Below are 22,758 nucleotides of genomic sequence, written 5' to 3'. Positions count from 1 at the left end.
GTAGCCTAGGCTGCGGTCTTTTTACAACTCCGTATCTATATTTGTAAGCCTGGAAGGTAAACTAATGACCACGAATCCTAAACCGACTTATCAACGTATTCTACTCAAACTCAGTGGGGAAGCACTGCAGGGCGAGGAAGGTTTTGGTATTGATGCACAAGTTCTTGACCGCATGGCTCAGGAAATCAAAGAACTGATTGAACTAGGTGTACAAGTTGGCCTTGTTATCGGTGGTGGTAACCTGTTCCGTGGTGCTGGCCTAGCAGAAGCAGGTATGAACCGAGTTGTGGGCGATCACATGGGTATGCTTGCTACCGTGATGAACGGCTTGGCAATGCGTGATGCGCTGCACCGTGCCTATGTGAACGCTCGAGTAATGTCAGCCATTCCTCTGAACGGCGTTTGTGACAACTACAACTGGGCTGACGCGATTAGCCAGCTACGCCAGGGCCGCGTGGTAATTTTCTCTGCCGGTACCGGTAACCCGTTCTTCACCACCGACTCGGCTGCGTGCCTACGCGGTATCGAAATCGAAGCTGACGTTGTGCTGAAAGCAACAAAAGTTGACGGTGTGTTCACAGATGACCCAGTTAAGAACCCAGATGCCGTTCTTTGTGATAAGCTAAGCTATCAAGATGTTCTTGAGAAAGAACTGAAAGTAATGGATTTGGCCGCATTTACGCTTGCTCGCGACCACAGCATGCCAATTCGCGTGTTCAACATGAACAAACCTGGTTCCCTGCGCCGTGTGGTAATGGGTGAGCAGGAAGGTACGTTGATCTCTAACGACTAAGTCTTGCGAGTAAGTGACGCCACTTATTCTTATCGGGAGCGACTAGGCTCCCGTCTTTACCGAATCATTAAGGGTATTAATCGTGATTGATGCAATCAAACAAGATGCGCAAGAGCGCATGGGTAAAAGCGTTGAAGCGCTGAAAAACCAGCTGGCTAAAGTACGTACTGGCCGTGCACACCCAAGCCTGCTAGACACTATCTACGTTGAGTACTACGGTGCAAACACGCCGCTTAAGCAGCTTGCAAACGTTGTAGCTGAAGACTCGCGTACTCTGGCGATCACGGTTTTCGACAAAGAGCTAACGCAGAAAGTTGAAAAAGCGATCATGATGTCTGACCTGGGTCTGAACCCAATGTCAGCGGGTACTGTTATTCGCGTTCCATTGCCACCGCTAACAGAAGAGCGCCGTCGTGATCTGGTTAAGATCGTTCGCGCTGAAGCGGAGCAGGGCCGTGTTGCAGTACGTAACATCCGCCGTGACGCAAACGCAGATGTGAAAGCACTGCTGAAAGACAAAGAGATCTCTGAAGACGACGATCGTCGCGCACAGGACGATATCCAGAAGCTGACTGATGCAGCTGTGAAGGACATCGAAGTGATCCTAGAAGCAAAAGAAAAAGAGCTAATGGAAGTTTAAGGCTGAGCCTTAATTTCGATTGCTTGAAATGGTTTAGGGCGCTGTGCGTGCAGCACAGCGCTTTATTTTTGAGGGATATGTATGGCAGAGCATACAATCGACACTGCACTTGGCACTGACAGCTTGCCAAAGCACGTTGCCGTGATTATGGATGGCAATGGACGCTGGGCAAAAGCCAAGGGTAAGCCTCGAGTGTTTGGCCACAAGGCCGGCGTTGAAGCCGTACGTAAGACTGTCTCGACCGCAAGCCGCCTGGGAATCCAGTGTGTCACACTGTTTGCGTTTAGCAGTGAGAACTGGCGCCGCCCCGAAGACGAAGTCTCTTTGCTGATGGAATTGTTCATGACTGTACTCGGTCGTGAAGTAAAGCGCCTCCACAAGAACAATATTCGCTTGCGGATCATCGGTGATACTCGCCGTTTCAGCGAGCGCTTGCAGAAAAAAATCGCAGATGCAGAAGCATTGACGGCTGGCAATACCGGTTTGGTGCTGAACGTGGCAGCCAATTATGGCGGCCAGTGGGATATTTTGCAGGCTGCAAAGCAACTTGTTCAGCAAGCGACTGAGCAAGGACTCACAGATTCAGATATCACTGAAGACATGCTGGCTTCAGGGTTATCTACAGCAGGCCTGCCTAATGTCGATCTCCTAATCCGTACCAGTGGTGAATGCCGGATCAGCAACTTCATGCTGTGGCAGACGGCTTACGCCGAACTGTATTTCACCGAGCAGCACTGGCCGGATTTCGACGAACAGAGCTTTGTTGAGGCGATGGTATGGTTTGTTAACCGCGAGCGCCGTTTTGGCTGCACCGGTGAGCAAATCCAGGCGTTGATGGATAAATAACTATCCGCTCGTCGGCGCTGACAGGATTATGTATTTTATAGGGCATCTGGCTAGAGTCTCGATGCCTTTTTTACTGGTAATCGGATTACCCGAAACACCGTCGTCGATAGGCGCGGTCACAATAGAAAAATGAGAGGACGCAGTTTGCTTAAGCAACGTATTATTACCGCAGTCATTCTCGCTCCCCTAGTAATCGCAGGAATTTTCCTTTTGCCTTTTCCTGCTTTCATTGCCGCCCTTGCGGCTATTACCCTACTGGGGTTCTGGGAGTGGACGCAATTTGTTGAAACAAAATCTCGGCTAATGGCAATGGTGCTTCCAGTTGCTGCTACGCTGGCTTCACTGGTTGTTATGCCGACCGATGTCGAAACCTTGTCAGCATTGGCCTCATCCCACCAGGCGATGTTACTGATAGGCGGCCTGTGGTGGATTGTCGCCTCGGCACTGGCCATTAGCTACCCGGGTAGTACCAAGTTCTGGTCTTCAGCTCCTCCTCTCAAGCACCTCTTTGGCTTATTGACCTTGCTTCCTTTCTTCTGGAGCGTGCTGATGCTCCGTGCCGTCAACTATACCGACAACCCATACCACGGCGCTAAACTCGTGATGTTGGTGTGCTTCCTGGTGTGGGCGGCGGATACCGGTGCTTATTTCTCAGGCAAGCGATTTGGCAAACACAAGATGGCCCCGGCGGTTAGCCCGAACAAAACGATTGAAGGCTTGGTCGGTGGTGCAGTATTGGCTGTTGCGATCACTTGGGGTGGTGCGGCATTGATGGGGATTCCGTTTGCGAGCCTGTCCAGCCTGCTGCTGATTGCGGTGGTGACCGTGGTTGCCTCGGTACTGGGTGATTTGGTAGAGAGTATGTTTAAACGTGTTTCTGGCATCAAAGACAGCGGAAATATCTTACCTGGCCACGGTGGTATCCTTGACCGTATCGATAGCCTGACAGCCGCCCTACCTGTATTTGCCCTACTTTATTTATGGCTGGTGTAAGCTAGCCTTCTATTTTCACGCCGGCAGTGTAAGTCATTACTTACTTGTTTGCTGCCGGCTTGAGTGCCATGCTCAATTGGCCAGTCAATGATTGTTTGTTGTTAAGTGATAGTATGCGTAAGTTAACGATTCTTGGTGCGACGGGATCCATAGGTAGCAGCACATTGGCGGTTGCTGCACAAAATCCCGAATTATTCGACGTTGTAGCCCTTGCGGCAGGCAGCAATAGCCAGAAAATGTTCGAGCTGTGCCGCCAGTGGCAGCCGAAGTACGCGGCAATGGCCTCGGAAAGTGCGGCTGAAGCGCTGCGCATACTGCTGGAGCAACATGGGGTGGCAACCGAGGTACTGGCCGGCGAAGCGGGTATGTGCCAGGTCGCGTCGCTTGACGAGGTTGATACCGTGATGGCGGCGATTGTCGGTGCGGCCGGCTTGATGCCAACGATGGCTGGGGTCAAGGCAGGCAAACGCATTCTGCTGGCCAACAAAGAAGCCTTGGTGATGTCCGGACAGATGTTTATCGACGCCTGCCGCGAGCATGGTGCCGAGTTGCTGCCGGTAGACAGCGAGCACAATGCGATTTTCCAGAGCTTGCCTGAGCAGGTGCAGCGCGCAATGGGATATTGCGACCTGGATGCGGCGGGGGTAAGCAAGATTTTACTTACCGGCTCTGGTGGCCCGTTCCGCTATACCGATGTGAGCGAGCTGGCGGCGGTGACGCCGGCGATGGCGATTGCTCACCCGAACTGGTCAATGGGGCCGAAAATTTCGGTCGACTCGGCCACTATGATGAACAAGGGGCTGGAGTTTATCGAGGCGCGCTGGCTGTTCAATGCCTCCCGTGAGCAGATGGATGTGATTATTCACCCGCAATCTGTTATCCATTCCATGGTGCAATACAAGGATGGCTCGGTGCTGGCCCAGATGGGGCTACCTGATATGAGAACCCCGATTGCCTGTGCGATGTCCTATCCTGAAAGAGTGGATGCCGGTGTTGCGCCGCTTGATTTCAGCCAGGTCGGTGAATTTACCTTCCTGAAGCCGGACTTTGCCCGCTACCCATGTCTGAAACTGGCGATGGATGCCTGTTTTAGCGGTCAGGCGGCGACAACAGCACTTAATGCGGCCAATGAAGAGGCCGTTGCGGCGTTTTTGGACAATCGCCTGGGCTTTACCGATATTGCCAGGGTGAACAGCCAAGTATTGGAGTCTGCCTCACTGGTTGAGCCAACTGACTTGGAAAGCGTAATTGAGCTAGATAGAATGACCCGGGTCTTGGCACAGGAAGTAATACGTAAGGTATCGTTATGACAGGAATTTTGTGGAACCTAGGTGCATTTCTACTCGCCCTTGGCATATTGATTGCCGTACACGAATATGGGCACTTCTGGGTAGCACGCCGCTGCGGAGTCTATGTCGAGAAATTCTCGATCGGCTTTGGCAAGGCTCTTTGGCGCAAAATTGGCAAGGACGGTACTGAGTATACCCTAGCAATGATCCCGCTGGGCGGCTACGTCAAGATGCTTGACGAGCGCGTCGAGCCCGTTGATTCTGATCGCCGCCATATGGCCTTCAACAATAAGAAACTGTGGCAGCGAAGTGCTATCGTTGCCGCCGGGCCACTGGCTAACTTCTTGTTTGCTATATTTGCTTATTGGGTTGTTTACCTGATTGGCGTCCCGGCTGTGAAGCCTGTGATTGGTGAAATTGCGCCACAATCGATAGCTGCTGAGGCAGGAATTGAAAGTGGGATGGAACTAAAGACCATTTCAGGAATCAAAACCGCAGATTGGGAATCCGTTAATATGGCGATGATCTCCCATATTGGCGACAAAGAAATGGTGCTGACGGTGACCGAACCGGGTACCAGCTACCAAATCGAGAAGAAGCTTGATTTGACGGGCTGGTCGTTTGATCCTGAAAGTGAGCGTGTACTTACCACATTGGGGATCACGCCATACTCGCCTAAAATTACTTTGGTGATTTCACAACTTGTGGAAGACGGAGCAGCAATTTCCGCCGGATTGCGTTTAAATGACGAAATCATTGCAATCGATGGGGAAAGCGTGACCGCCTGGCAGCAAGTGGTTGATGCCGTGCGCTCCCATCCTCAGCAGGCGCTGGAAATGGAAGTAATGCGCGACGGTGAGCCGGTTGTGCTGTCACTGACCCCGGCCGAGAAAGAGGCTGGAGGTGAGCTTGTTGGCTACGCGGGGTTTGCACCGAAAGTGGAACCATGGCCTGAATCGTACCGCATTAATTTGCAGTACGGCCCGATTGAGGCGGTGGGTAAGGCTGCAGAAAAAACCTGGCAGCTTGTCACATTGACCTTTGATATGGTGACCAAATTGGTGACCGGCGATGTGGCGATGAAAAATTTGAGCGGCCCGATCTCAATTGCCAAAGGTGCAGGAATGACCGCCGACTACGGTGTGGTGTATTTCTTGGGCTTCCTGGCTTTGATCAGTGTCAATCTGGGGATTGTCAACCTGTTGCCGCTTCCAGTATTGGATGGTGGACATTTGATGTTTTTTGCCATCGAAGCGGTAACACGTCGTCCTGTGTCTGAACGTGTTCAGGATATAGGCTATAGAGTGGGCTCAGCCATTTTGGTTGCATTAATGGCTGTTGCGCTATTCAATGATTTTACCCGCCTTTAATAAGAGCGTTTTAGCAAGGAATAATCAGAACAGTAATGGCGATGAAAAAACTGTTGGTCGCATCGCTACTGCTAGGCAGTAGTGTTGCGCAGAGTGCGGAACAATTTGTAGTAGACGATATCCGCTTTGAAGGACTCCAGCGTGTTACGCTCGGTGCCGCATTGCTCCAGATGCCGGTGAGGGTTGGTGACAATGTCGACGATGGCGATATTTCCGAGATGATCCAGTCGCTGTTCGCGTCGGGTAACTTCGAGGATATCCAGGTCTTCCGTGACGGCAATACCTTGCTGGTTCAGGTGCAGGAGCGCCCGACGATTGCCAGCATTACCTTCTCGGGTAACAAGGCCATCAAGGAAGAGCAGCTGACAGAGAACCTGGATGCGTCACGTATCCGGGTCGGCGAATCGCTCGACCGCACGACCCTGAGCAAAATTGAAAAAGGGCTGGAAGACTTCTATTACAGCGTCGGTAAGTACAATGCCACGGTACAGGCAGTGGTTACGCCGCTACCGCGAAACCGTGCAGACCTGAAGTTTGTCTTCACTGAAGGTGTATCGGCTGAAATCCAGCAAATCAACTTTATCGGCAATGATGTATTCAGCGACGAGGAGCTGCGCGGCAAGTTCAAGCTGCAGTCGGAAGTGTCGTGGTGGAACTTCTTTGCTGACAAGAAATACCAAAAGCAGGTGCTGGCCGGGGACTTGGAGACCCTGCGCTCGATGTACCTCAACAACGGTTACCTTAAGTACCGCTTAGACTCGACCCAGGTTGCTATCTCCCCGGACAAGAAAGGGGTCTACATTACCCTGAAAGTGGACGAAGGCGAGCAGTACAAGATTGACAACGTGCAGCTGCGCGGCAACCTGCTGGGCAAGAGCGCCGAGCTCGAGTCGCTGATCGCCATTAACAGCGGTGATGTATACAGCGGCGCAGAAGTGACAGCCCTCGAAGAAGCACTCAAGCGCAAGCTGGGTGAACTCGGCTATGCCTACCCGCAGGTCAACACCATTCCTGATTTCGATGACGACAACCAGGAAGTCACCCTGATCATCAATGTCGAGCCGGGCAAGCGTATCTATGTCCGTAACATCGGCTTCTCGGGTAATACCTCAACCAAAGACGAAGTCTTGCGCCGTGAAATGCGCCAGATGGAAGGCAGCTGGCTGAACTCACGTTCGGTAGAGCGTGGTAAAGAGCGCCTGAGCCGTACCGGCTTCTTCGAAACCGTTGATGTACAGACGGTCCGTGTCCCGGGCACTGACGACCAGGTTGACTTGAACTACACCGTCAAGGAAGCCAACGCCGGTAACATCAACTTTGGTGTCGGCTATGGTACCGAGTCGGGGATCAGTTTCCAGGCGGGTATCCAGCAGGATAACTTCCTGGGCACCGGTAACCGTTTCGGCATCAATGCGATGATGAACGACTACCAGAAGAACGTCAGCCTGGAATACCGCGACCCTTACTTCACCCTCGATGGCATCAGCCTTGGTGGTAAGGTGTACTACAACGAGTTCGAGGCGTCCGACGCCAACATCTCCGACTATACCAACCAGAGCTACGGTGCTAGCCTGACTTGGGGTTTCCCGTTTGATGAGCTGAACTTCCTCGAATTTGGCCTGGGCTACGATCACAACAAGATCTCCAATACCCAGGAGTACTACCAGATCGAGAAGTTTAAGTCGATCCACGGCTTTGACCGCGGCGATAACGTCATCGAGCTGGATGACTTCAACTGGTCGGTATCCTGGACCCGGAACAACCTCAACCGTGGTTACTTCCCGACAGCCGGTAACCACCAGCGTGCCTCGTTCCGGATGACCATCCCGGGATCTGATGCCCAGTTCTTCAAGGCCCAGTATGATGTCCGCCAGTACTTCCCGTTGACCGAAGACCACGGCTACAGCCTGTTGCTTCGTGGCCGGGTAGGCTATGGTAATGGTTACGGTACCACCGACAACGGCAGTGACCAGTTGCTGCCATTCTACGAGAACTACTATGCCGGTGGCTTCTCGACCCTGCGTGGTTTCCGTTCTAATACCGTGGGTCCTAAGGCTGTATACCTTGATTACAGTGGTGGCGGCAACAACCCTGACCTGATTGGTTCGGATGATGCTGCCGGTGGTAACGCCGTAGCCCTGGCCAGTATGGAGCTGATCGTCCCGACGCCATTTGCGTCCGAGGAGGTCCGCAACCAAATCCGTACCAGCGTATTTGTCGACGCCGGTACCGTGTGGGATACGGAATATGACCTCCGTGACTCGGATGGCAAGTACATCAATGATTATTCCGATCCGTCGTTGATCCGTGCGTCTTATGGTGCCGCCCTGCAGTGGATGTCGCCAATGGGACCGCTCGTATTCTCGATTGCTAAGCCAATCAAGAAATACGAGGGTGATGATGAAGAATTCTTCACCTTCACGATTGGTCGAACATTCTAAATATTTGAGGAGATACCCTTTGAAACAGTGGATGAAAGCGGCTGGCCTTAGCCTTGTGATTCTGTCGTCGTCATTTTACGCCCAAGCCGCAGAAGCCGCACAGAAAGTGGGTTATGTAGCAACCGGCCAGGCGATGGCCCAATTGGCCCAGCGATACAATGTGTCTGAAAAACTGCGTAACGAGTTCAAGGACCGTATCGATGAGTTGCGTGGTATCGAAAGCCGCATGAAGACCAAAGTCGACAAGATCAAGCGTGATGGCGAGCTGATGAGCTCAAGCGAAAAGACCAAGCTACAGCGCGAGATGCAGTCTCTTGAGTCTAACTACAAACTGAAGGCACAAGCCCTGCAGGAAGATCAGCGCCGCCGTGGTGCAGAAGAAGAGCAGAAGCTGGTTCAGAAACTTCGTACTGCGATCCAGGATGTGGCCAAGCGTGAAGGTTACGACCTAGTCGTTGATGCTAATGCGGTATTGTACGCAAGCCCGAAAGACGATCTGTCTTCTAAAGTGATTTCTGCCGTTAAGTAAGCTTGCCTTAACGTCTCAGAAACTCTGTATATAAGTCGAAAGGATGGGGGATACTTTGGTAAACTTCATGCTTTCGACTTGTTTTATTTGGGGTGGATGCCCCTAGCGTATACTGGTCTTACCAAGTGGAATGGTATTCTGCGTCAACATAGGTACCTGATAGAGGGGTATCTACTTGTTGTAACAAGATAGAATTACCGGTTGGTGGTGTGGTATGCCAACACAGAATTAAAAATATATAAGGTATCGAATGGCTGGAATGACTCTTGCTGATATAGCAGCTAAGCTGGGTGCTGAACTTCGTGGTGATGGCACTGTAGTTATCGAATCTATTGCGGGGATGGCGACGGCCGATGAAGGCCAGATCACCTTCTTGTCGAGCAGTAAATACCGCAAGCAATTGGCGGAGTGCCAAGCGGCAGCTGTAATGCTTAAGGAAGCGGATGTTGAAGGGTTCGAAGGCAACGCTCTGCTGATGGCCGACCCTTACCTGGGCTACGCCAAAGTGGCTCAACTGTTGGATACGACGCCGGCTGCAGCATCAGAGGTAGCGCCGTCTGCCTATGTGGATCCTACCGCTGAAATTGGTGCAAATGTGGCTATCGGCCACAATGCGGTGATCGAAGCCGGTGCACGTATTGGTGACAATGCCCAGATTGGTGCGGGTTGCTTTATTGGCAAGAATGCCCAAATCGGTGCAGGCACCAAATTGTGGGCCAACGTGACGATTTACCACAGTGTGGTACTGGGCGAGCAGTGCCTGGTCCAGTCAAGCACGGTGATTGGTGCAGACGGCTTTGGCTATGCCAATGACAAAGGCGAGTGGGTGAAGATCCCGCAGCTGGGCAGTGTGCGTATCGGCAACCGGGTAGAAATCGGTGCTTGTACCACCATCGATCGCGGTGCTCTTGACGATACCATCATCGAAGATAACGTGATCATCGACAACCAGATGCAAATCGCCCACAACGTGCAGATCGGATATGGTACGGCCATGGCCGGTGGTACCATTGTGGCTGGCAGTACCAAAATTGGCAAATACTGCATTATCGGCGGCGCATCAGTGCTCAACGGCCATATCGAAATCGCCGACGGCGTGACCATTACCGGTATGGGGATGGTGATGCGTAGCATTGAAGAGAAGGGGATGTACTCTTCAGGTATCCCGCTTCAACCAAACAAGGAATGGCGTAAGACAGCCGCTCGTACAATGAAAATTGACGAGATGAACAAGCGTCTTAAGGCCGTTGAAAAGCAACTGGAAAAAGGCGAATAAGCGCCTGCCAGGAACCGTCTTCGCGGCCAATCAGACTGGCCGCTTTGCTTTTCGAGCGAACCGCATTTTTAATTTTTCAAACAGGAATTCAGTTTTGACTAGCGAAAATAAAACGCTGAATATTACAGAGATTCAAGAGCTTCTTCCGCACCGTTACCCGTTCTTGATGATTGATCGCGTAACCCATTACGAAGAAGGCAAGACCCTGACAGGCATCAAGAATGTATCTGTCAACGAGCCTCAGTTTACGGGCCACTTTCCAAAAATGCCGGTCTTCCCGGGTGTGATGATCCTTGAGGCGATGGCCCAGGCAACAGGCCTGTTGGCATTCAAAACCTTTGGTGCGCCGGCTGAAAACGAGCTGTACTACTTTGCCAGCGTTGATAACGGTAAATTCCGCAAACCGGTTGTACCGGGCGACCAGTTGGTTATCGAGGTGGAATTCCTGAAGGAGCGCCGTGGTATTGCTATGTTTAATGGTGTAGCGAAAGTTGATGGCGAAGTGGTTTGTTCAGCAGAGCTGAAATGTGCAAGACGAGAGTTTTAATGATCCACGAAACTGCGCAGATTCACCCGTCGGCGGTGATTGAAGAGGGCGTTAAGATTGGCGCCAATGTTACGGTTGGCCCGTTTACCTACATCGGCAAAGATGTCGAGATCGGTGACGGCAATGAGATCATGTCGCATGTCGTGATCAAGGGCCCGACCAAGATCGGTAACGATAACCGTATCTTCCCGTATGCTATTGTTGGCGAAGAATGCCAGGACAAGAAGTACAACGGCGAGCCGACCCGCCTTGAGATTGGTGACCGCAACGTGATCCGCGAAAGCGTTCAGATCCACCGTGGTACTATTCAGGACAAAGGCGTCACCATCGTAGGTAACGATAACCTGCTATGCGTAAACGCCCACATTGCCCACGATGTCGTGGTCGGTAACCACACCCACATCGGTAACAACTCGATTTTGGGCGGCCACGTAACTGTTGCCGATCATGCAGGTGTGATGGCGCTTTCTGCTATTCACCCATTCTGCACCGTAGGCGCCTTCAGCTACGTTGGCGGTTGTTCGGCAGTGGTCCAGGACGTGCCGCCATATGTGCTGGCGCAAGGTAACCACGCAACACCTTACGGCTTGAACCTGGTTGGCTTGCAGCGTAATGGCTTTGAGAAAAAAGAGCTGCATGCACTGCGCCGCGCCTACAAGGAAATTTACCGTTCAGGTAAGACTATGGAAGAAGTGAAGCCGGTTCTGGCCGAGATGGCAGAAGAGTGGCCGTCTGTAGGTTTGCTGCTGGATGCACTGAATAACACCGAACGCGGAATTATTCGTTAAGATGACGAAGCCACTTCGAATAGGAATTGTCGCCGGGGAAATCTCCGGCGATATTTTAGGTGCCGGCTTTATGCAGGCGGTACGCGAGCAGTACCCGGATGCCGAGTTTGTTGGCATTGCCGGGCCACGAATGCAGGCCGAGGGCTGCGAGACGCTATTTGACATGGAAGAGCTGGCGGTGATGGGCATTGTCGAAGTGCTTGGTCGCCTGCCGAGACTGTTCAAGGTCAAGGCTGAACTGGTCAAGTATTTCACCGACAACCCTCCAGATGTCTTTGTCGGCATCGATGCGCCGGACTTTAACTTGCGGCTTGAACGTAACCTCAAAGATGCCGGGATCAAAACCGTGCATTACGTCAGCCCGTCCGTATGGGCCTGGCGCCAGAAGCGGATCTTCAAAATCGAAGCGGCGACCAACCTGGTGCTAGCCTTCCTGCCGTTCGAGAAAGCCTTCTACGACAAGTTCAACGTTCCGTGTGAGTTTATCGGCCATACCATGGCCGATGCGATCCCGATGGAGACCGATCAGGCTGCTGCGCGCGAGCTACTAGGGCTTGAGCAAGACAAACGCTGGCTGGCGGTATTGCCGGGTAGTCGTGGCGGCGAAATGGAGCTGCTGGCTCCGCCGTTTATCGAAACTTGCAAGCTACTCAAGGCGCAGCACCCGGATCTTGGGTTTGTCGTTGCCTTGGTCAACCAGAAGCGACGTGCCCAGTTTGAACAGGCATGGCGTGAAACTGCGCCTGATCTCGATTTCGTGCTGGTCGACGATACCGCGCGCAATGTCATGATCGCCTCTGATGCAGTACTGCTGGCATCCGGCACGGTGGCGCTGGAGTGTATGTTGGTCAAAAGGCCGATGGTGGTAGGTTACAAGGTCAAGCCGCTGACAGCGTGGCTGGCCAAGAAGATGCTTAAGACCAAGTATGTGTCGCTGGCCAATATCCTTGCCGACCGCGAGCTGGTACCGGAGCTGCTGCAGGATGACTGCACTCCAGAAAACTTGGCTGCTGAGGTGAACCGTTTCCTCGAAGCCGACAACACTGAGCTGATGGCTGAATTTAGCCGCCTGCACCAGCTGATCAAGTGTAATGCGGATCAGAAGGCTGCAGAGGCGGTATTACAACTGATTGATAAGTAACATGAGCAAAGAACTAGAACCGTTTGAGTATCCAGTAGCAAGCTGTATTGCCGGTGTCGATGAAGTCGGCCGAGGCCCATTGGTCGGGGCGGTGGTGACCGCCGCGGTGATTTTGGATCCGGCCAACCCGATCGAGGGGCTGACAGACTCGAAGAAACTAACCGAGAAGAAGCGCAACTTGCTGTTTGATGAAATCAAAGAGAAGGCACTGGCTTGGTCACTAGGCCGCTGCGAGCCGGAAGAGATCGACCAGCTCAATATCCTGCAGGCGACCATGGTGGCCATGCAGCGTGCGGTTGCCGGGTTGTCTGTCCAACCTGATTTTGTGTTGGTGGATGGTAACCGTATTCCTGAGCTGCCGATGGCCGCACAGGCGGTAGTGAAGGGTGATTTGCGAGTTGCCGAGATCAGTGCCGCATCTATTCTGGCGAAAGTCACCCGCGATCGCGAGATGGAAGTATTGGATGCCGAGTATCCGCAATATGGCTTTGCTAAGCACAAAGGGTATCCAACCAAGGCGCATTTTGAGGCACTAGCCGAGCATGGCGCTATCGAGCAGCACCGCAAAAGCTTCAAACCGGTCAAGCGCATCCTCGGGCTGGACTGAAAGCGGTTATAATCCTGCCAACTCGCGGATTTTTGCACCCCTTTAATTTCCTCGGCATTAAAAGATGGTGATTAGAGTCAACAGCCATGGTGCTTTGGGCTATAATCACCCTCTTGTTTCTTGAACAGCTCTATTCTGGTTAGTCATGGCTGAACCTCGTTTTATTCATCTCCGTGTCCACAGTGACTTCTCTATGGTAGACGGCTTGTCCAAAGTGCCGCCGCTGGTGAAAACCGTGGCTGGTATGGGCATGCCCGCCATGGCACTGACGGACTTTACCAACCTGTGTGGCTTGGTGAAATTCTACTTTGCTGCCCATGGCGCCGGCATGAAGCCGGTCATCGGGGCGGACTTTAAAGTGATGTCCGAAGAGATGGGCGAGGAGCTGTGCGATTTAACTGTGCTGGCTTCTGATAACGATGGTTACCAGAACCTGACCATGTTGATTTCCAAGGCCTACCAGCGCGGCCATGTCCAACACCTTCCGGTGATGGATAAGGAGTGGCTGGTAGAGCACAAAAAAGGCCTGATCCTGCTATCGGGCGGCAAGAGCGGCGATGTCGGTAAGGCGTTGCTCAAGGGTAACCAGCAGCTGGTCAGCAAATGCGTTGAGTTCTACCAGGAGCACTTTGCGGATGCCTACTACCTCGAGTTGGTACGTACCGGCCGTGCCGATGAAGAAGCCTATCTGCACTTTGCCATTGAACTGGCCGAGCAAGCCGAGCTGCCAGTGGTGGCAACCAATGACGTCCGCTTCCTGACGCCTGATCAGTTCGATGCTCACGAAATCCGTGTAGCGATCCATGACGGCTATACCCTTGCCGATCCGAGCCGTCCGAAGCTTTACAGCGAACAGCAGTACCTGCGCAGCGAAGAAGAGATGTGCGAGCTGTTTGCCGATATCCCTGAAGCGCTGGAAAACAGTGTCGAGATCGCCAAGCGCTGTAATGTAACCGTGCGTTTGGGAGAGTACTTCCTGCCGAACTTCCCGACCGGGGAGATGACCATCGAAGACTTCCTGATCAAGGAGTCGCAGGAAGGCCTAGAGCGTCGTTTGAAATTCTTGTTCCCGGATGAGAAGGAGCGCGCCGAGCGCCGCCCTGAATATGACGAGCGACTTGATATTGAGCTCAAGGTTATCAACCAGATGGGCTTCCCGGGCTACTTCTTGATCGTAATGGAGTTCATCCAGTGGTCGAAAGACAACGGGGTGCCGGTTGGTCCGGGTCGTGGTTCGGGGGCGGGCTCTCTGGTGGCCTACGCGCTTGATATCACCGATCTTGACCCGCTGGAATTCGACTTGCTATTCGAACGTTTCCTTAACCCGGAACGTGTATCGATGCCCGATTTCGATATCGACTTCTGTATGGACAAGCGTGATCAGGTGATTGATCACGTGGCCGAGATGTATGGCCGGGATGCGGTATCCCAGATCATCACCTTCGGTACCATGGCGGCGAAGGCGGTTATCCGTGACGTAGGCCGTGTACTGGGCCACCCGTACGGCTTTGTCGACCGTATCTCCAAGCTGGTACCGGCAGAGCCGGGCATGACGCTGGCCAAGGCTTTCGAGGCCGAGCCACAACTACCGCAGGTGTATGAGGCTGATGAGGAAGTCAAAGATCTGATCGACATGTGTCGCATCCTTGAGGGTGTGACACGAAATGCGGGTAAACACGCCGGTGGCGTGGTGATCTCCCCGACCACAATCACTGATTTCGCCCCGCTGTATTGCGATGCCGAAGGTGCCAACCCGGTTACCCAGTTCGATAAGAACGACGTTGAAACTGCCGGTCTGGTTAAGTTCGACTTCTTGGGTCTGCGCACCCTGACTATCATCGACTGGGCGCTGGGGATGATTAACCCTCGCCTTGAGGCCCAGGGTAAGGAGCCGGTTAACATCGCGGCGATCCCGATGGACGATGCCAAGTCGTTCGCCATGCTGCAGCGCTCGGAATCCACCGCGGTGTTCCAGCTTGAATCGCGCGGGATGAAAGATCTGATCAAGCGTCTTCAACCGGACTGTTTCGAAGATATGATCGCACTGGTAGCCCTGTTCCGTCCGGGCCCGTTGCAATCAGGCATGGTAGATAACTTTATCGACCGTAAGCACGGCCGCGAGGAAGTGTCTTACCCGGATGCGACTTGGCAGCATGATAGCCTACAGCCAATTCTCGAGCCGACCTACGGCATCATCCTCTATCAGGAGCAGGTGATGCAGATCGCCCAGGTCCTGTCTGGCTATACCCTGGGTGGCGCGGACATGCTCCGTCGTGCGATGGGTAAGAAAAAGCCGGAGGAGATGGCCAAGCAGCGTGCTACCTTCGAAGAAGGCGCGATAAAGAACGGCGTCGACGGCGAACTGGCGATGAAGATCTTCGACTTGGTAGAGAAGTTCGCCGGCTATGGTTTTAACAAATCCCACTCCGCCGCCTATGCACTGGTTTCTTACCAGACATTGTGGCTAAAAGCGCACTATCCAGCCGAATTCATGGCGGCGGTAATGACTGCCGATATGGATAACACCGACAAGATCGTCGGTCTGGTAGATGAGTGTCACCGGATGAAGCTTGAGCTGCTGCCGCCTGATGTCAACAAGGGGCTGTATCGCTTCAATGTTGATGACAACGGTGCCATTGTTTACGGTATCGGTGCGGTGAAAGGGGTCGGTGAAGGTCCAATTGAGAACATTATTGCCGCACGCGAGAAAGGCGGCCACTTTAAGGATCTGTTTGATTTTTGTGCCCGAATTGACACCAAAAAGGTGAATAAGCGGGTACTGGAAAAATTAATAAAATCCGGCGCTATGGATCGTCTAGGCCCTAACCGTGCCGCCATGATGGCGACTCTGGACGATGCCATCCGTGCGGCAAGTCAGCACCATCAGGCAGAAGCGTTTGGCCAGACCGACATGTTTGGGGTCTTGACGGCTGCGCCGGAAGAGGTCGAGCACGCCTATGCCAATATTCCTGAATGGCCGGATAAAGTCTGGCTGGAAGGAGAGCGCGAGACTCTCGGGCTATACCTGACGGGTCACCCTATCAACGCCTATGTGCCAGAGCTCAAACACTACACCACCTGGCGCCTGAAGGATGCCCATCCGACCGGACGAGACAAAGTCGTCACGGTTGCCGGGTTGGTTATCGGAGCCCGGGTGATGACCACCAAGCGCGGCACCCGGATTGGTATTCTCTCTCTTGATGACCGCAGTGGCCGGATGGAAGTGATGCTGTTCTCAGATGCGCTGGAACGCCACCTGGATTTGATTGAAAAAGATAAAATTTTGGTCGTTTCCGGACAGGTCAGCTTTGATGATTTCAATGGCGGCCTTAAAATGTCGGCCCGGGAAGTGTTGGACATCGCAGATGCGAGAGAAAAGCACCTACGCGGCCTTGCCATCTCGCTTACAGAGAGGCAAATTGATCAACAGTTTTTTGAACGTTTCAGCAAAGTGCTGGAACCGCACCGTGCAGGTACCGTACCTGTCAACGTGTACTATCAGCGCTCGAATGCCCGCGCCAAATTGACTCTGGGAACAGAGTGGCGTGTTACCCCGGCAGATCAACTAATCTCTGATCTCAAAATATTGCTGGGTGATAAGCAGGTTGAGCTTGAGTTTAATTAAAATAGCCCATAGTTATCTATTACAGATACCCAGAATTATGAGCAAAAGGACTGAAATGGTATGAGCCTGAACTTCCTTGAGTTTGAACAACCGATTGCTGAACTAGAAGCAAAAATTGAAGCACTGCGTGACGTATCGCGTCGTGATGAATCTAAATCGGTTGATTTGGATAAAGAAATTGAGCAACTGGAAAAGAAGAGCTTAGAGCTGACCAAGAAAATCTTTGGTGATCTTGGTGCTTGGCAGGTGGCTCAGTTGGCACGTCACCCACAGCGCCCATACACGTTCGACTATGTCGAGAACATGTTGACCGAGTTCGACGAGCTGGCCGGTGACCGCGCATTTGCTGATGACAAAGCCCTAGTTGGTGGTATTGCTCGTCTTGACGGCCGCCCTATCATGGTGATTGGCCACCAGAAAGGCCGTGAAACCAAAGAGAAAGTGCTACGTAACTTCGGTATGCCAAAGCCGGAAGGTTACCGTAAAGCCCTTCGCCTGATGAAGATGGCTGAGCGCTTCAACATGCCTATCGTGACTTTCATTGACACCGCGGGCGCATACCCAGGTGTTGGTGCGGAAGAGCGCGGCCAGTCTGAAGCGATTGCGACCAACCTAAAAGAGATGGCCGGCCTTACAGTTCCTGTGATCTGTAATGTTGTGGGTGAAGGTGGTTCAGGCGGTGCGCTGGCGATCGGTGTAGGTGACTGCGTTAACATGTTGCAGTACTCAACCTACTCGGTGATCTCGCCTGAAGGCTGTGCCTCTATCCTATGGCGCGATTCTGACAAGGCCCCGCAGGCTGCTGAAGCGATGGGTATGACGGCTGAGCGCTTGAAAGAGCTTGAGCTTATCGACAACATCATCGAAGAGCCGCTAGGTGGCGCACACCGCAATGTGGCTGAGATGGCAGAGTCGTTGAAGAAGCAGATCTTGGCGACGTTGGAAGAACTTGACCAGCTTGATACCGAAACGCTGCTTGAGCGCCGTTACCAGCGCCTGATGAGTTACGGTTACTGCTGATTAGCAGAATAGGCCAATGATGTTGGCCATATCGCGAATCTAACGGGTCAGTCTTAGGGCTGGCCCGTTTTTTTATTCTGTTACTCACCGCTGCTGCTACTGAGAAGGTATACTTTCGCAGTGTGTTATTTCGGATGTCACTCAATGCTTTATGCCAATTTAGAAGCTCGTTTAGCTGCCAGCCTCGAAGCCAATGTTGCCATTGCAGCGGGCAAGCCTGCCCATTTTGTTCTCGCCCTCAGCGGTGGAATGGACTCAAGAGTGCTGCTGCATTTGATGGGGCGCTATTTAGAGCAACACCCAGAGGCATCCTGCAAAGCTGTTCATGTCCACCATGGCCTGAGTGCCAATGCCGATCATTGGGCTTCCCTCTGTGCGGAATGGGCAGCGCAAGCTGGGGTTGAGTTTGCCCTCGAGAAAGTGACCCTGCGATTGGGCAAGCGGACCAGTGTAGAGCAGCAGGCGAGGGATGCCCGCTATTCGGCTTTGAGAGCCCACATGCAGCCCGGTGACATTCTGCTTACGGCCCAGCATGCCGATGATCAGCTGGAAACCGTGCTGCTTGCCCTGAAGCGGGGGAGTGGGCCGGCAGGGCTGTCAGCCATGCCGCAGCGAATCGCTTTCGCCTCAGGCTGGCATGTCCGTCCTTTGTTGGATCAGTCTCGCGCCGCCATCGAACACTATGCGCAAGCGCATGAACTTGATTGGGTAGAGGATGAGAGCAACAGCGACGAGCGTTATGACCGTAACTTTCTGCGCCACCAAGTCACACCGCTGTTAAATACCCGCTGGCCGGGGATCCGCAAGGCGGTGACCCGCAGTGCCGCACTCTGTGCTGAGCAGGAAGCCTTGCTGCAGGAGCTGCTTGCCGAGCAGCTCTGCCAGGCGATGTCGGCCGATCAGAGTTTGGATATCTCTTGCCTGCATCCGGACAAACCGGGCAGCGAGCGGCGGGGCAAAGCACTGCTGCGCCATTGGCTTGCGGCCGTTGGCGTGAAGATGCCCTCGCAAGCGCAGCTGGATCAGGTGTGGCACTCTGTTATCTTGGCCCAGCCTGACGCCAACCCCAAGGTGTGCTGGGGGGAGGTCGAAGTACGACGCTTCAGGCAGCGCCTGCATGTCATCCCGCCTTATGAGGATATATCCGATGCGGTGGTTGCTTTGCAATTGAATCAAGCCTGTCGGCTTCCTGCCGCGATTGGGTCGCTGTCGTTGTCGGAGTCAGGGGCTGGCCAGCTTCGCTTGCCAAGAGCAGGTGAGCCGGTATCGGTGCGCTTCGAGCCTGCTGGATTGGAAGTCCAGCCAGTGGGGCGGGTAGGCAAGCGCAAGCTGAAGAAACTATTTCAGGAGTATGGTGTGCCGAGCTGGCAGCGGCGGCGGACACCATTGCTGTTTTATGGGGAACAGTTGGTGGCGGTGGCGGGACTGTTTGTCGTTGAGGAATTTGCAGGCAAGGAGTGTGACCTCACATGGCACTACGAGCAGGAATGAGTGCACAATATTATGACTTTATTTAGTATTTGTTGTTGAAAAAAGGCACAATTTAGAGAGCTGAGTGTCTTGTCGTGCCAGCGCTATACCCAGATGCTGGGAATAAAAAAATGGATAACAGAAATAATAATGAGGACCTGATGAAGAAAGTTTTAGCTTGTGTAATGTTTGCCGCCATGATGGCAAGCCCTGCCATGGCTTCGGGTGATCCGGTTGCCGGTAAAGCGAAAGCCGCAGTATGTGCCGCCTGCCATGGTGCTGATGGCGTCGCGGTGATCCCGGGCTACCCGAACCTTAAGGGGCAGAATGAGCAGTATTTGGTTAGCTCGCTAAAGGCATACAAAAACAAAGAGCGCACTGGCGGTATGGCGATGGTGATGCAGCCTCAGGCGTCTATGCTCAGCGATAATGATATTGCCAATGTCGCAGCGTATTTTGCCCAGATGAAATAAACCGGTTTTGCCGGAACCCAAAATGATGAATCGCCCTGCCTTTATACCAATAAGGCGGGGCGTTTTTTTATGGATTAACGCCGTAAACTAATATTTCCATCTAGCTGATTATCTTTTGCCCAATTGATTCCTCTGTTGTTGCTAAAAATCACAGAGCACATTATTGTACTAGCACACTGATACGTTGATGTAGTTTAGGAGTCATTATGAGTAAACCATCCACACTTGGGGGCGCGTGTATTATCGCCAGTGTTTGTGTTGGGGCAGGCATGCTTGGGTTGCCAAGTGCAGGTGCGGGTGCGTGGACGCTATGGAGTGTGATTGCTATTTCACTCACCATGGTCATGATGACGCTGTCTGGTTGGTTGCTGCTAGAAGCACTCAAGCATTACGAGATAAAAGCTTCATTTAATACTGTGGCCAAAGATGTGCTGAGTAAAAAGGTAAACCTAGTTAATAACCTCTCTCTTTATTTTGTCGGCGGCATCCTGCTTTACGCATACATCTCATCGTCTGGTATGATTTTCAGCGAGATACTGGGTGTGTCGCGTGAGTTGGCGTCGGTATTGTTTGTTGCACTCTGCTCGGCCTTTGTTCTGCACTCGACCCGTGCCGTTGACCGTATTTCCATTGTGCTGATCTTGTTTATGATCATTAGTTTTGTGCTGGGTGTTTCCGGGCTGGCTTCAAATATTAGTATGCCGACGTTGTTTGCTCAAGGCGAAGCAGAAAGCTCTTACTCTGCTTATGCGCTAGCTCTACTGCCAGTAGCGTTGACCTCGTTTGGCTACCACCACTCAGTGAGTACAATGCGTGACTACTACCAGGATGAGAACCGTGCAAAAAAAGCGATTCTAGGTGGTACGGTTATCGCTCTGACATTCTACCTTGGCTGGGTGGTTTGTATCTTCGGTAACCTGCCGCGCCAAGATTTCGGCCCGGTAGTTGCTGCGGGTGGTGGTGTGGATGCCTTGATCCCGGCGCTGACATCAGCTATTGATTCAAACAGCATCAAACAGGCGCTGCATATTTTCTCTATTGCCGCGATTGTTTCATCATTCATTGGTGTTGGTTTGGGTGTGTTCGATTACTTGGCAGACTTGTTCGGCTTTGAAGACTCCAAGCAAGGCCGCCTGAAAACTTGGGGCGTGACATTTCTTCCGCCATTGGTGTTTTCACTAGTTGCCCCGTTTGGTTTTGTCGCGGCGATTGGCTTGGCGGGCGCAGCCGCGACGATTTGGACCTGTATTATCCCAGCAACACTGGCAAAAACATTGCGCCAGCGCGCCCCAGAACAACAAGGTTTTGTGGCTCCAGGGGGGAATGTAACGATTTATGCTGTTATTGCATTCGGGGTACTGACCGCTGCTTTCCACCTCATGGCGATGGCGAACTTGCTGCCGGTATTTAGTGGCTAAAAAGCTAAATTAAAACTGAGCATTCAGTAATAGAGATACAAAAAACGGAAGCCGAGGCTTCCGTTTTTTATGGGTTTTCGTACTCGATTTTGCAATCGCTAATCGCAAGAACTTACCTAAATTGCTTGGCTTGCGGCAGGTAGTCAAAGCCCGCACTCGCGAGCCTGGCAACCAGCTTGTCCTTGTCGATATCGTAGTATTTGACCAGGGCGTCCAGATCGCCGAACTCATCACGGATCTTCATGTTGACGATGCTCATTAGCATCACGGGATCCATGGTCTCGTATTTGTTCAAATCCATTACGCGTCCTCGTGGTCGCTCATCAGCAAATTCGCTGCAGCAAAGGCAGCCCGCTCGCGAACGTCTTCCGGCAGCGTGTCGTTGGCGGCGATGTCATTCAGTGCCTTGACGGCGCAATGAATCGCATTGGGGATATAGCCTAGCTCACCACCACCAATTTGCGCGTAGATCATACGCACTTGTTCGCAGCACTCATAAACTTTCATAGTTTGTCCTTCATAAACAGTGATTTCGGCAACCAACTGGGAGGTTTTCAGCAGGCTGGCGAAAACATGTTTATTTGGTTTTCACTATACCAAAGACTGGCTGGGGACGGCAGGGGGATTTAGCGCGTGCGCTTTTGTTTGTACAGATGGCGGTCAGCGCGGTCCACTAGGGTGATATTGGTGTCACCTTTCTGGTAGACACTAAAGCCGCTGGAGCAGCCGATGTTCAGTGTGCGTAGGGTGGAGTCGTCTGCCATTAGGGCGTCTAGCCTGCGGATCACGTGCAGGGCAGAAGTATCGGTGGCAGGCTGGAGCAGGACGGCAAACTCATCACCGCCGACACGGTAACAGCGGTCTGTGGCACGTACTGATTTTTTCAGCAGCAGGGAGAAATGGCGGATCACCTTGTCACCGTCGGGGTGGCCGAAGCGGTCATTGACCTGCTTGAAGTTGTCGAGGTCGAACATCGCCAGTACCAGGCCGAGGTTACGGCGTTCGCTCATTGCAATAGCGTGGTTGATATCCTGCTCGAAGCTGTTGCGGTTGCCAAGCCCTGACAGGTAGTCACGCAATGCCATATTTTTGACTCGGCGATACTCCAATGCACAGGCGAGTGGCCCGGCAAACAGGCGGTGGTAGGTATGGAGCAGGTTGACTTCGTCTTTATCAAGCGCATAGGGCGTTTGGTACTGCAATTTTCCCAAGTCCTGTTTGTTGAAGCGCAGAATAAATGTTTGCCTGTTCTGGGTATTGGCACCCTGGCGAACAAGCGTGGTGATGTCGTCTGATTGCCATATTAACCTACTGATATCTATCTGCTTTTCAACTTCTCTCGAGAAGATGTCAAACAACAGGCTAATATCCAGCTTTCCCTGGAGTTTTTGTAGCAAAAGCAGGCGCTGATCAGCCCCAAGGGGTTTAGTCCTTGGTCTTATATGCTGGCTGTCGGCCTGTTTGTCATTCCAGTGGAGTGGATCCATACATG

Annotated in this window: 21 protein-coding genes; 18 read left to right on the top strand and 3 right to left on the bottom strand. The window is 52.7% G+C overall.

The window, feature by feature from the left end:
- The first annotated feature begins 64 nt into the window (after positions 1-64).
- From pyrH to ACXAGQ_RS04150, 18 genes are all read left to right on the top strand, one after another.
- Positions 65-793: a UMP kinase gene (gene pyrH, locus ACXAGQ_RS04235; protein WP_107301032.1), complete on the top strand. Its 729-nt coding sequence runs from the start codon at positions 65-67 to the stop codon at positions 791-793.
- 82 nt (positions 794-875) lie between these two features.
- Positions 876-1,433 (top strand): ribosome recycling factor, encoded by a 558-nt coding sequence (frr, locus tag ACXAGQ_RS04230; protein ID WP_107301033.1) that lies wholly within the window; start codon positions 876-878, stop codon positions 1,431-1,433.
- An 81-nt stretch (positions 1,434-1,514) separates the two neighbouring features.
- Positions 1,515-2,279: an isoprenyl transferase gene (locus tag ACXAGQ_RS04225; RefSeq protein ID WP_475252065.1), complete on the top strand. Its 765-nt coding sequence runs from the start codon at positions 1,515-1,517 to the stop codon at positions 2,277-2,279.
- Between the two features lie 144 nt (positions 2,280-2,423).
- Complete coding sequence (locus tag ACXAGQ_RS04220; RefSeq protein ID WP_475252063.1) at positions 2,424-3,272, top strand: phosphatidate cytidylyltransferase; 849 nt, start codon at positions 2,424-2,426, stop codon at positions 3,270-3,272.
- Between the two features lie 113 nt (positions 3,273-3,385).
- Positions 3,386-4,582 (top strand): 1-deoxy-D-xylulose-5-phosphate reductoisomerase, encoded by a 1,197-nt coding sequence (gene ispC, locus ACXAGQ_RS04215; RefSeq protein ID WP_475252061.1) that lies wholly within the window; start codon positions 3,386-3,388, stop codon positions 4,580-4,582.
- Entirely contained in the window at positions 4,579-5,931 is a 1,353-nt protein-coding gene (gene rseP / locus ACXAGQ_RS04210; RefSeq protein ID WP_475252059.1) for a sigma E protease regulator RseP, read from the top strand. The genes ispC and rseP overlap by 4 nt, the downstream gene beginning before the upstream one ends.
- A 35-nt stretch (positions 5,932-5,966) precedes the next feature.
- Positions 5,967-8,372, top strand: a complete 2,406-nt coding sequence (gene bamA / locus ACXAGQ_RS04205) for an outer membrane protein assembly factor BamA (protein ID WP_475252057.1) — start codon at positions 5,967-5,969, stop codon at positions 8,370-8,372.
- A 19-nt stretch (positions 8,373-8,391) separates the two neighbouring features.
- Positions 8,392-8,901 carry an OmpH family outer membrane protein gene (locus tag ACXAGQ_RS04200; RefSeq protein WP_475252055.1) on the top strand — a complete coding sequence of 170 codons (510 nt, stop codon included), beginning with the start codon at positions 8,392-8,394 and terminating at the stop codon, positions 8,899-8,901.
- Between the two features lie 250 nt (positions 8,902-9,151).
- On the top strand, positions 9,152-10,177 hold the full coding sequence (lpxD, locus tag ACXAGQ_RS04195; protein ID WP_475252053.1) for a UDP-3-O-(3-hydroxymyristoyl)glucosamine N-acyltransferase: 1,026 nt from the start codon (positions 9,152-9,154) through the stop codon (positions 10,175-10,177).
- A gap of 94 nt (positions 10,178-10,271) precedes the next feature.
- On the top strand, positions 10,272-10,724 hold the full coding sequence (gene fabZ, locus ACXAGQ_RS04190) for a 3-hydroxyacyl-ACP dehydratase FabZ (protein WP_039458239.1): 453 nt from the start codon (positions 10,272-10,274) through the stop codon (positions 10,722-10,724).
- The gene (lpxA, locus tag ACXAGQ_RS04185) at positions 10,724-11,512 is read left to right on the top strand and encodes an acyl-ACP--UDP-N-acetylglucosamine O-acyltransferase (protein ID WP_475252051.1); all 789 of its coding nucleotides are present in this window, start codon (positions 10,724-10,726) and stop codon (positions 11,510-11,512) included. Before fabZ ends, lpxA begins: the two co-directional genes overlap by 1 nt.
- A 1-nt stretch (position 11,513) precedes the next feature.
- Positions 11,514-12,653, top strand: a complete 1,140-nt coding sequence (lpxB, locus tag ACXAGQ_RS04180) for a lipid-A-disaccharide synthase (RefSeq protein ID WP_475252049.1) — start codon at positions 11,514-11,516, stop codon at positions 12,651-12,653.
- Between the two features lies 1 nt (position 12,654).
- Entirely contained in the window at positions 12,655-13,260 is a 606-nt protein-coding gene (gene rnhB / locus ACXAGQ_RS04175; RefSeq protein ID WP_317524571.1) for a ribonuclease HII, read from the top strand.
- Positions 13,261-13,405: 145 nt separating this feature from the next.
- The gene (dnaE, locus tag ACXAGQ_RS04170) at positions 13,406-16,885 is read left to right on the top strand and encodes a DNA polymerase III subunit alpha (protein ID WP_475252047.1); all 3,480 of its coding nucleotides are present in this window, start codon (positions 13,406-13,408) and stop codon (positions 16,883-16,885) included.
- A gap of 60 nt (positions 16,886-16,945) precedes the next feature.
- Positions 16,946-17,905, top strand: a complete 960-nt coding sequence (gene accA, locus ACXAGQ_RS04165; protein ID WP_475252046.1) for an acetyl-CoA carboxylase carboxyl transferase subunit alpha — start codon at positions 16,946-16,948, stop codon at positions 17,903-17,905.
- A 144-nt stretch (positions 17,906-18,049) separates the two neighbouring features.
- Positions 18,050-19,396, top strand: a complete 1,347-nt coding sequence (gene tilS, locus ACXAGQ_RS04160) for a tRNA lysidine(34) synthetase TilS (protein ID WP_475252044.1) — start codon at positions 18,050-18,052, stop codon at positions 19,394-19,396.
- A 140-nt stretch (positions 19,397-19,536) separates the two neighbouring features.
- Positions 19,537-19,848 (top strand): c-type cytochrome, encoded by a 312-nt coding sequence (locus tag ACXAGQ_RS04155; protein ID WP_475252042.1) that lies wholly within the window; start codon positions 19,537-19,539, stop codon positions 19,846-19,848.
- A gap of 206 nt (positions 19,849-20,054) precedes the next feature.
- Positions 20,055-21,266, top strand: a complete 1,212-nt coding sequence (locus tag ACXAGQ_RS04150) for an aromatic amino acid transporter (protein ID WP_475252040.1) — start codon at positions 20,055-20,057, stop codon at positions 21,264-21,266.
- A 112-nt stretch (positions 21,267-21,378) separates the two neighbouring features.
- Here the strand turns inward: ACXAGQ_RS04150 and ACXAGQ_RS04145 are convergent, their stop codons facing one another.
- From ACXAGQ_RS04145 to ACXAGQ_RS04135, 3 genes are all read right to left on the bottom strand, one after another.
- Positions 21,379-21,567 (bottom strand): DUF4250 domain-containing protein, encoded by a 189-nt coding sequence (locus ACXAGQ_RS04145; RefSeq protein ID WP_475252038.1) that lies wholly within the window; start codon positions 21,565-21,567, stop codon positions 21,379-21,381.
- Complete coding sequence (locus ACXAGQ_RS04140) at positions 21,567-21,773, bottom strand: YaeP family protein (RefSeq protein WP_475252036.1); 207 nt, start codon at positions 21,771-21,773, stop codon at positions 21,567-21,569. Before ACXAGQ_RS04140 ends, ACXAGQ_RS04145 begins: the two co-directional genes overlap by 1 nt.
- Positions 21,774-21,892: 119 nt before the next feature.
- The gene (locus ACXAGQ_RS04135) at positions 21,893-22,753 is read right to left on the bottom strand and encodes a GGDEF domain-containing protein (protein WP_475252034.1); all 861 of its coding nucleotides are present in this window, start codon (positions 22,751-22,753) and stop codon (positions 21,893-21,895) included.
- Positions 22,754-22,758 lie beyond the last annotated feature (5 nt).

Source organism: Photobacterium sp. ABD4_091, from assembly GCF_056160145.1.
The sequence above is the reverse complement of the archived record's forward strand: the minus strand, read 5'-3'. Positions and strand labels throughout refer to the sequence as shown.

What these genes read in the sequence shown, in the direction of transcription:
- bamA (WP_475252057.1), top strand. Translation starts at nt 5,967, where the DNA reads ATGGCGATGAAAAAACTGTTGGTCGCATCGCTACTGCTAGGCAGTAGT.
- lpxD (WP_475252053.1), top strand. Translation starts at nt 9,152, where the DNA reads ATGGCTGGAATGACTCTTGCTGATATAGCAGCTAAGCTGGGTGCTGAA.
- ACXAGQ_RS04155 (WP_475252042.1), top strand. Translation starts at nt 19,537, where the DNA reads ATGAAGAAAGTTTTAGCTTGTGTAATGTTTGCCGCCATGATGGCAAGC.
- ispC (WP_475252061.1), top strand. Translation starts at nt 3,386, where the DNA reads ATGCGTAAGTTAACGATTCTTGGTGCGACGGGATCCATAGGTAGCAGC.
- tilS (WP_475252044.1), top strand. Translation starts at nt 18,050, where the DNA reads ATGCTTTATGCCAATTTAGAAGCTCGTTTAGCTGCCAGCCTCGAAGCC.
- dnaE (WP_475252047.1), top strand. Translation starts at nt 13,406, where the DNA reads ATGGCTGAACCTCGTTTTATTCATCTCCGTGTCCACAGTGACTTCTCT.
- ACXAGQ_RS04135 (WP_475252034.1), bottom strand. Translation starts at nt 22,753, where the DNA reads ATGGATCCACTCCACTGGAATGACAAACAGGCCGACAGCCAGCATATA.
- ACXAGQ_RS04225 (WP_475252065.1), top strand. Translation starts at nt 1,515, where the DNA reads ATGGCAGAGCATACAATCGACACTGCACTTGGCACTGACAGCTTGCCA.
- ACXAGQ_RS04145 (WP_475252038.1), bottom strand. Translation starts at nt 21,567, where the DNA reads ATGGATTTGAACAAATACGAGACCATGGATCCCGTGATGCTAATGAGC.
- ACXAGQ_RS04150 (WP_475252040.1), top strand. Translation starts at nt 20,055, where the DNA reads ATGAGTAAACCATCCACACTTGGGGGCGCGTGTATTATCGCCAGTGTT.
- accA (WP_475252046.1), top strand. Translation starts at nt 16,946, where the DNA reads ATGAGCCTGAACTTCCTTGAGTTTGAACAACCGATTGCTGAACTAGAA.
- rnhB (WP_317524571.1), top strand. Translation starts at nt 12,655, where the DNA reads ATGAGCAAAGAACTAGAACCGTTTGAGTATCCAGTAGCAAGCTGTATT.
- pyrH (WP_107301032.1), top strand. Translation starts at nt 65, where the DNA reads ATGACCACGAATCCTAAACCGACTTATCAACGTATTCTACTCAAACTC.
- lpxB (WP_475252049.1), top strand. Translation starts at nt 11,514, where the DNA reads ATGACGAAGCCACTTCGAATAGGAATTGTCGCCGGGGAAATCTCCGGC.
- ACXAGQ_RS04140 (WP_475252036.1), bottom strand. Translation starts at nt 21,773, where the DNA reads ATGAAAGTTTATGAGTGCTGCGAACAAGTGCGTATGATCTACGCGCAA.
- rseP (WP_475252059.1), top strand. Translation starts at nt 4,579, where the DNA reads ATGACAGGAATTTTGTGGAACCTAGGTGCATTTCTACTCGCCCTTGGC.
- lpxA (WP_475252051.1), top strand. Translation starts at nt 10,724, where the DNA reads ATGATCCACGAAACTGCGCAGATTCACCCGTCGGCGGTGATTGAAGAG.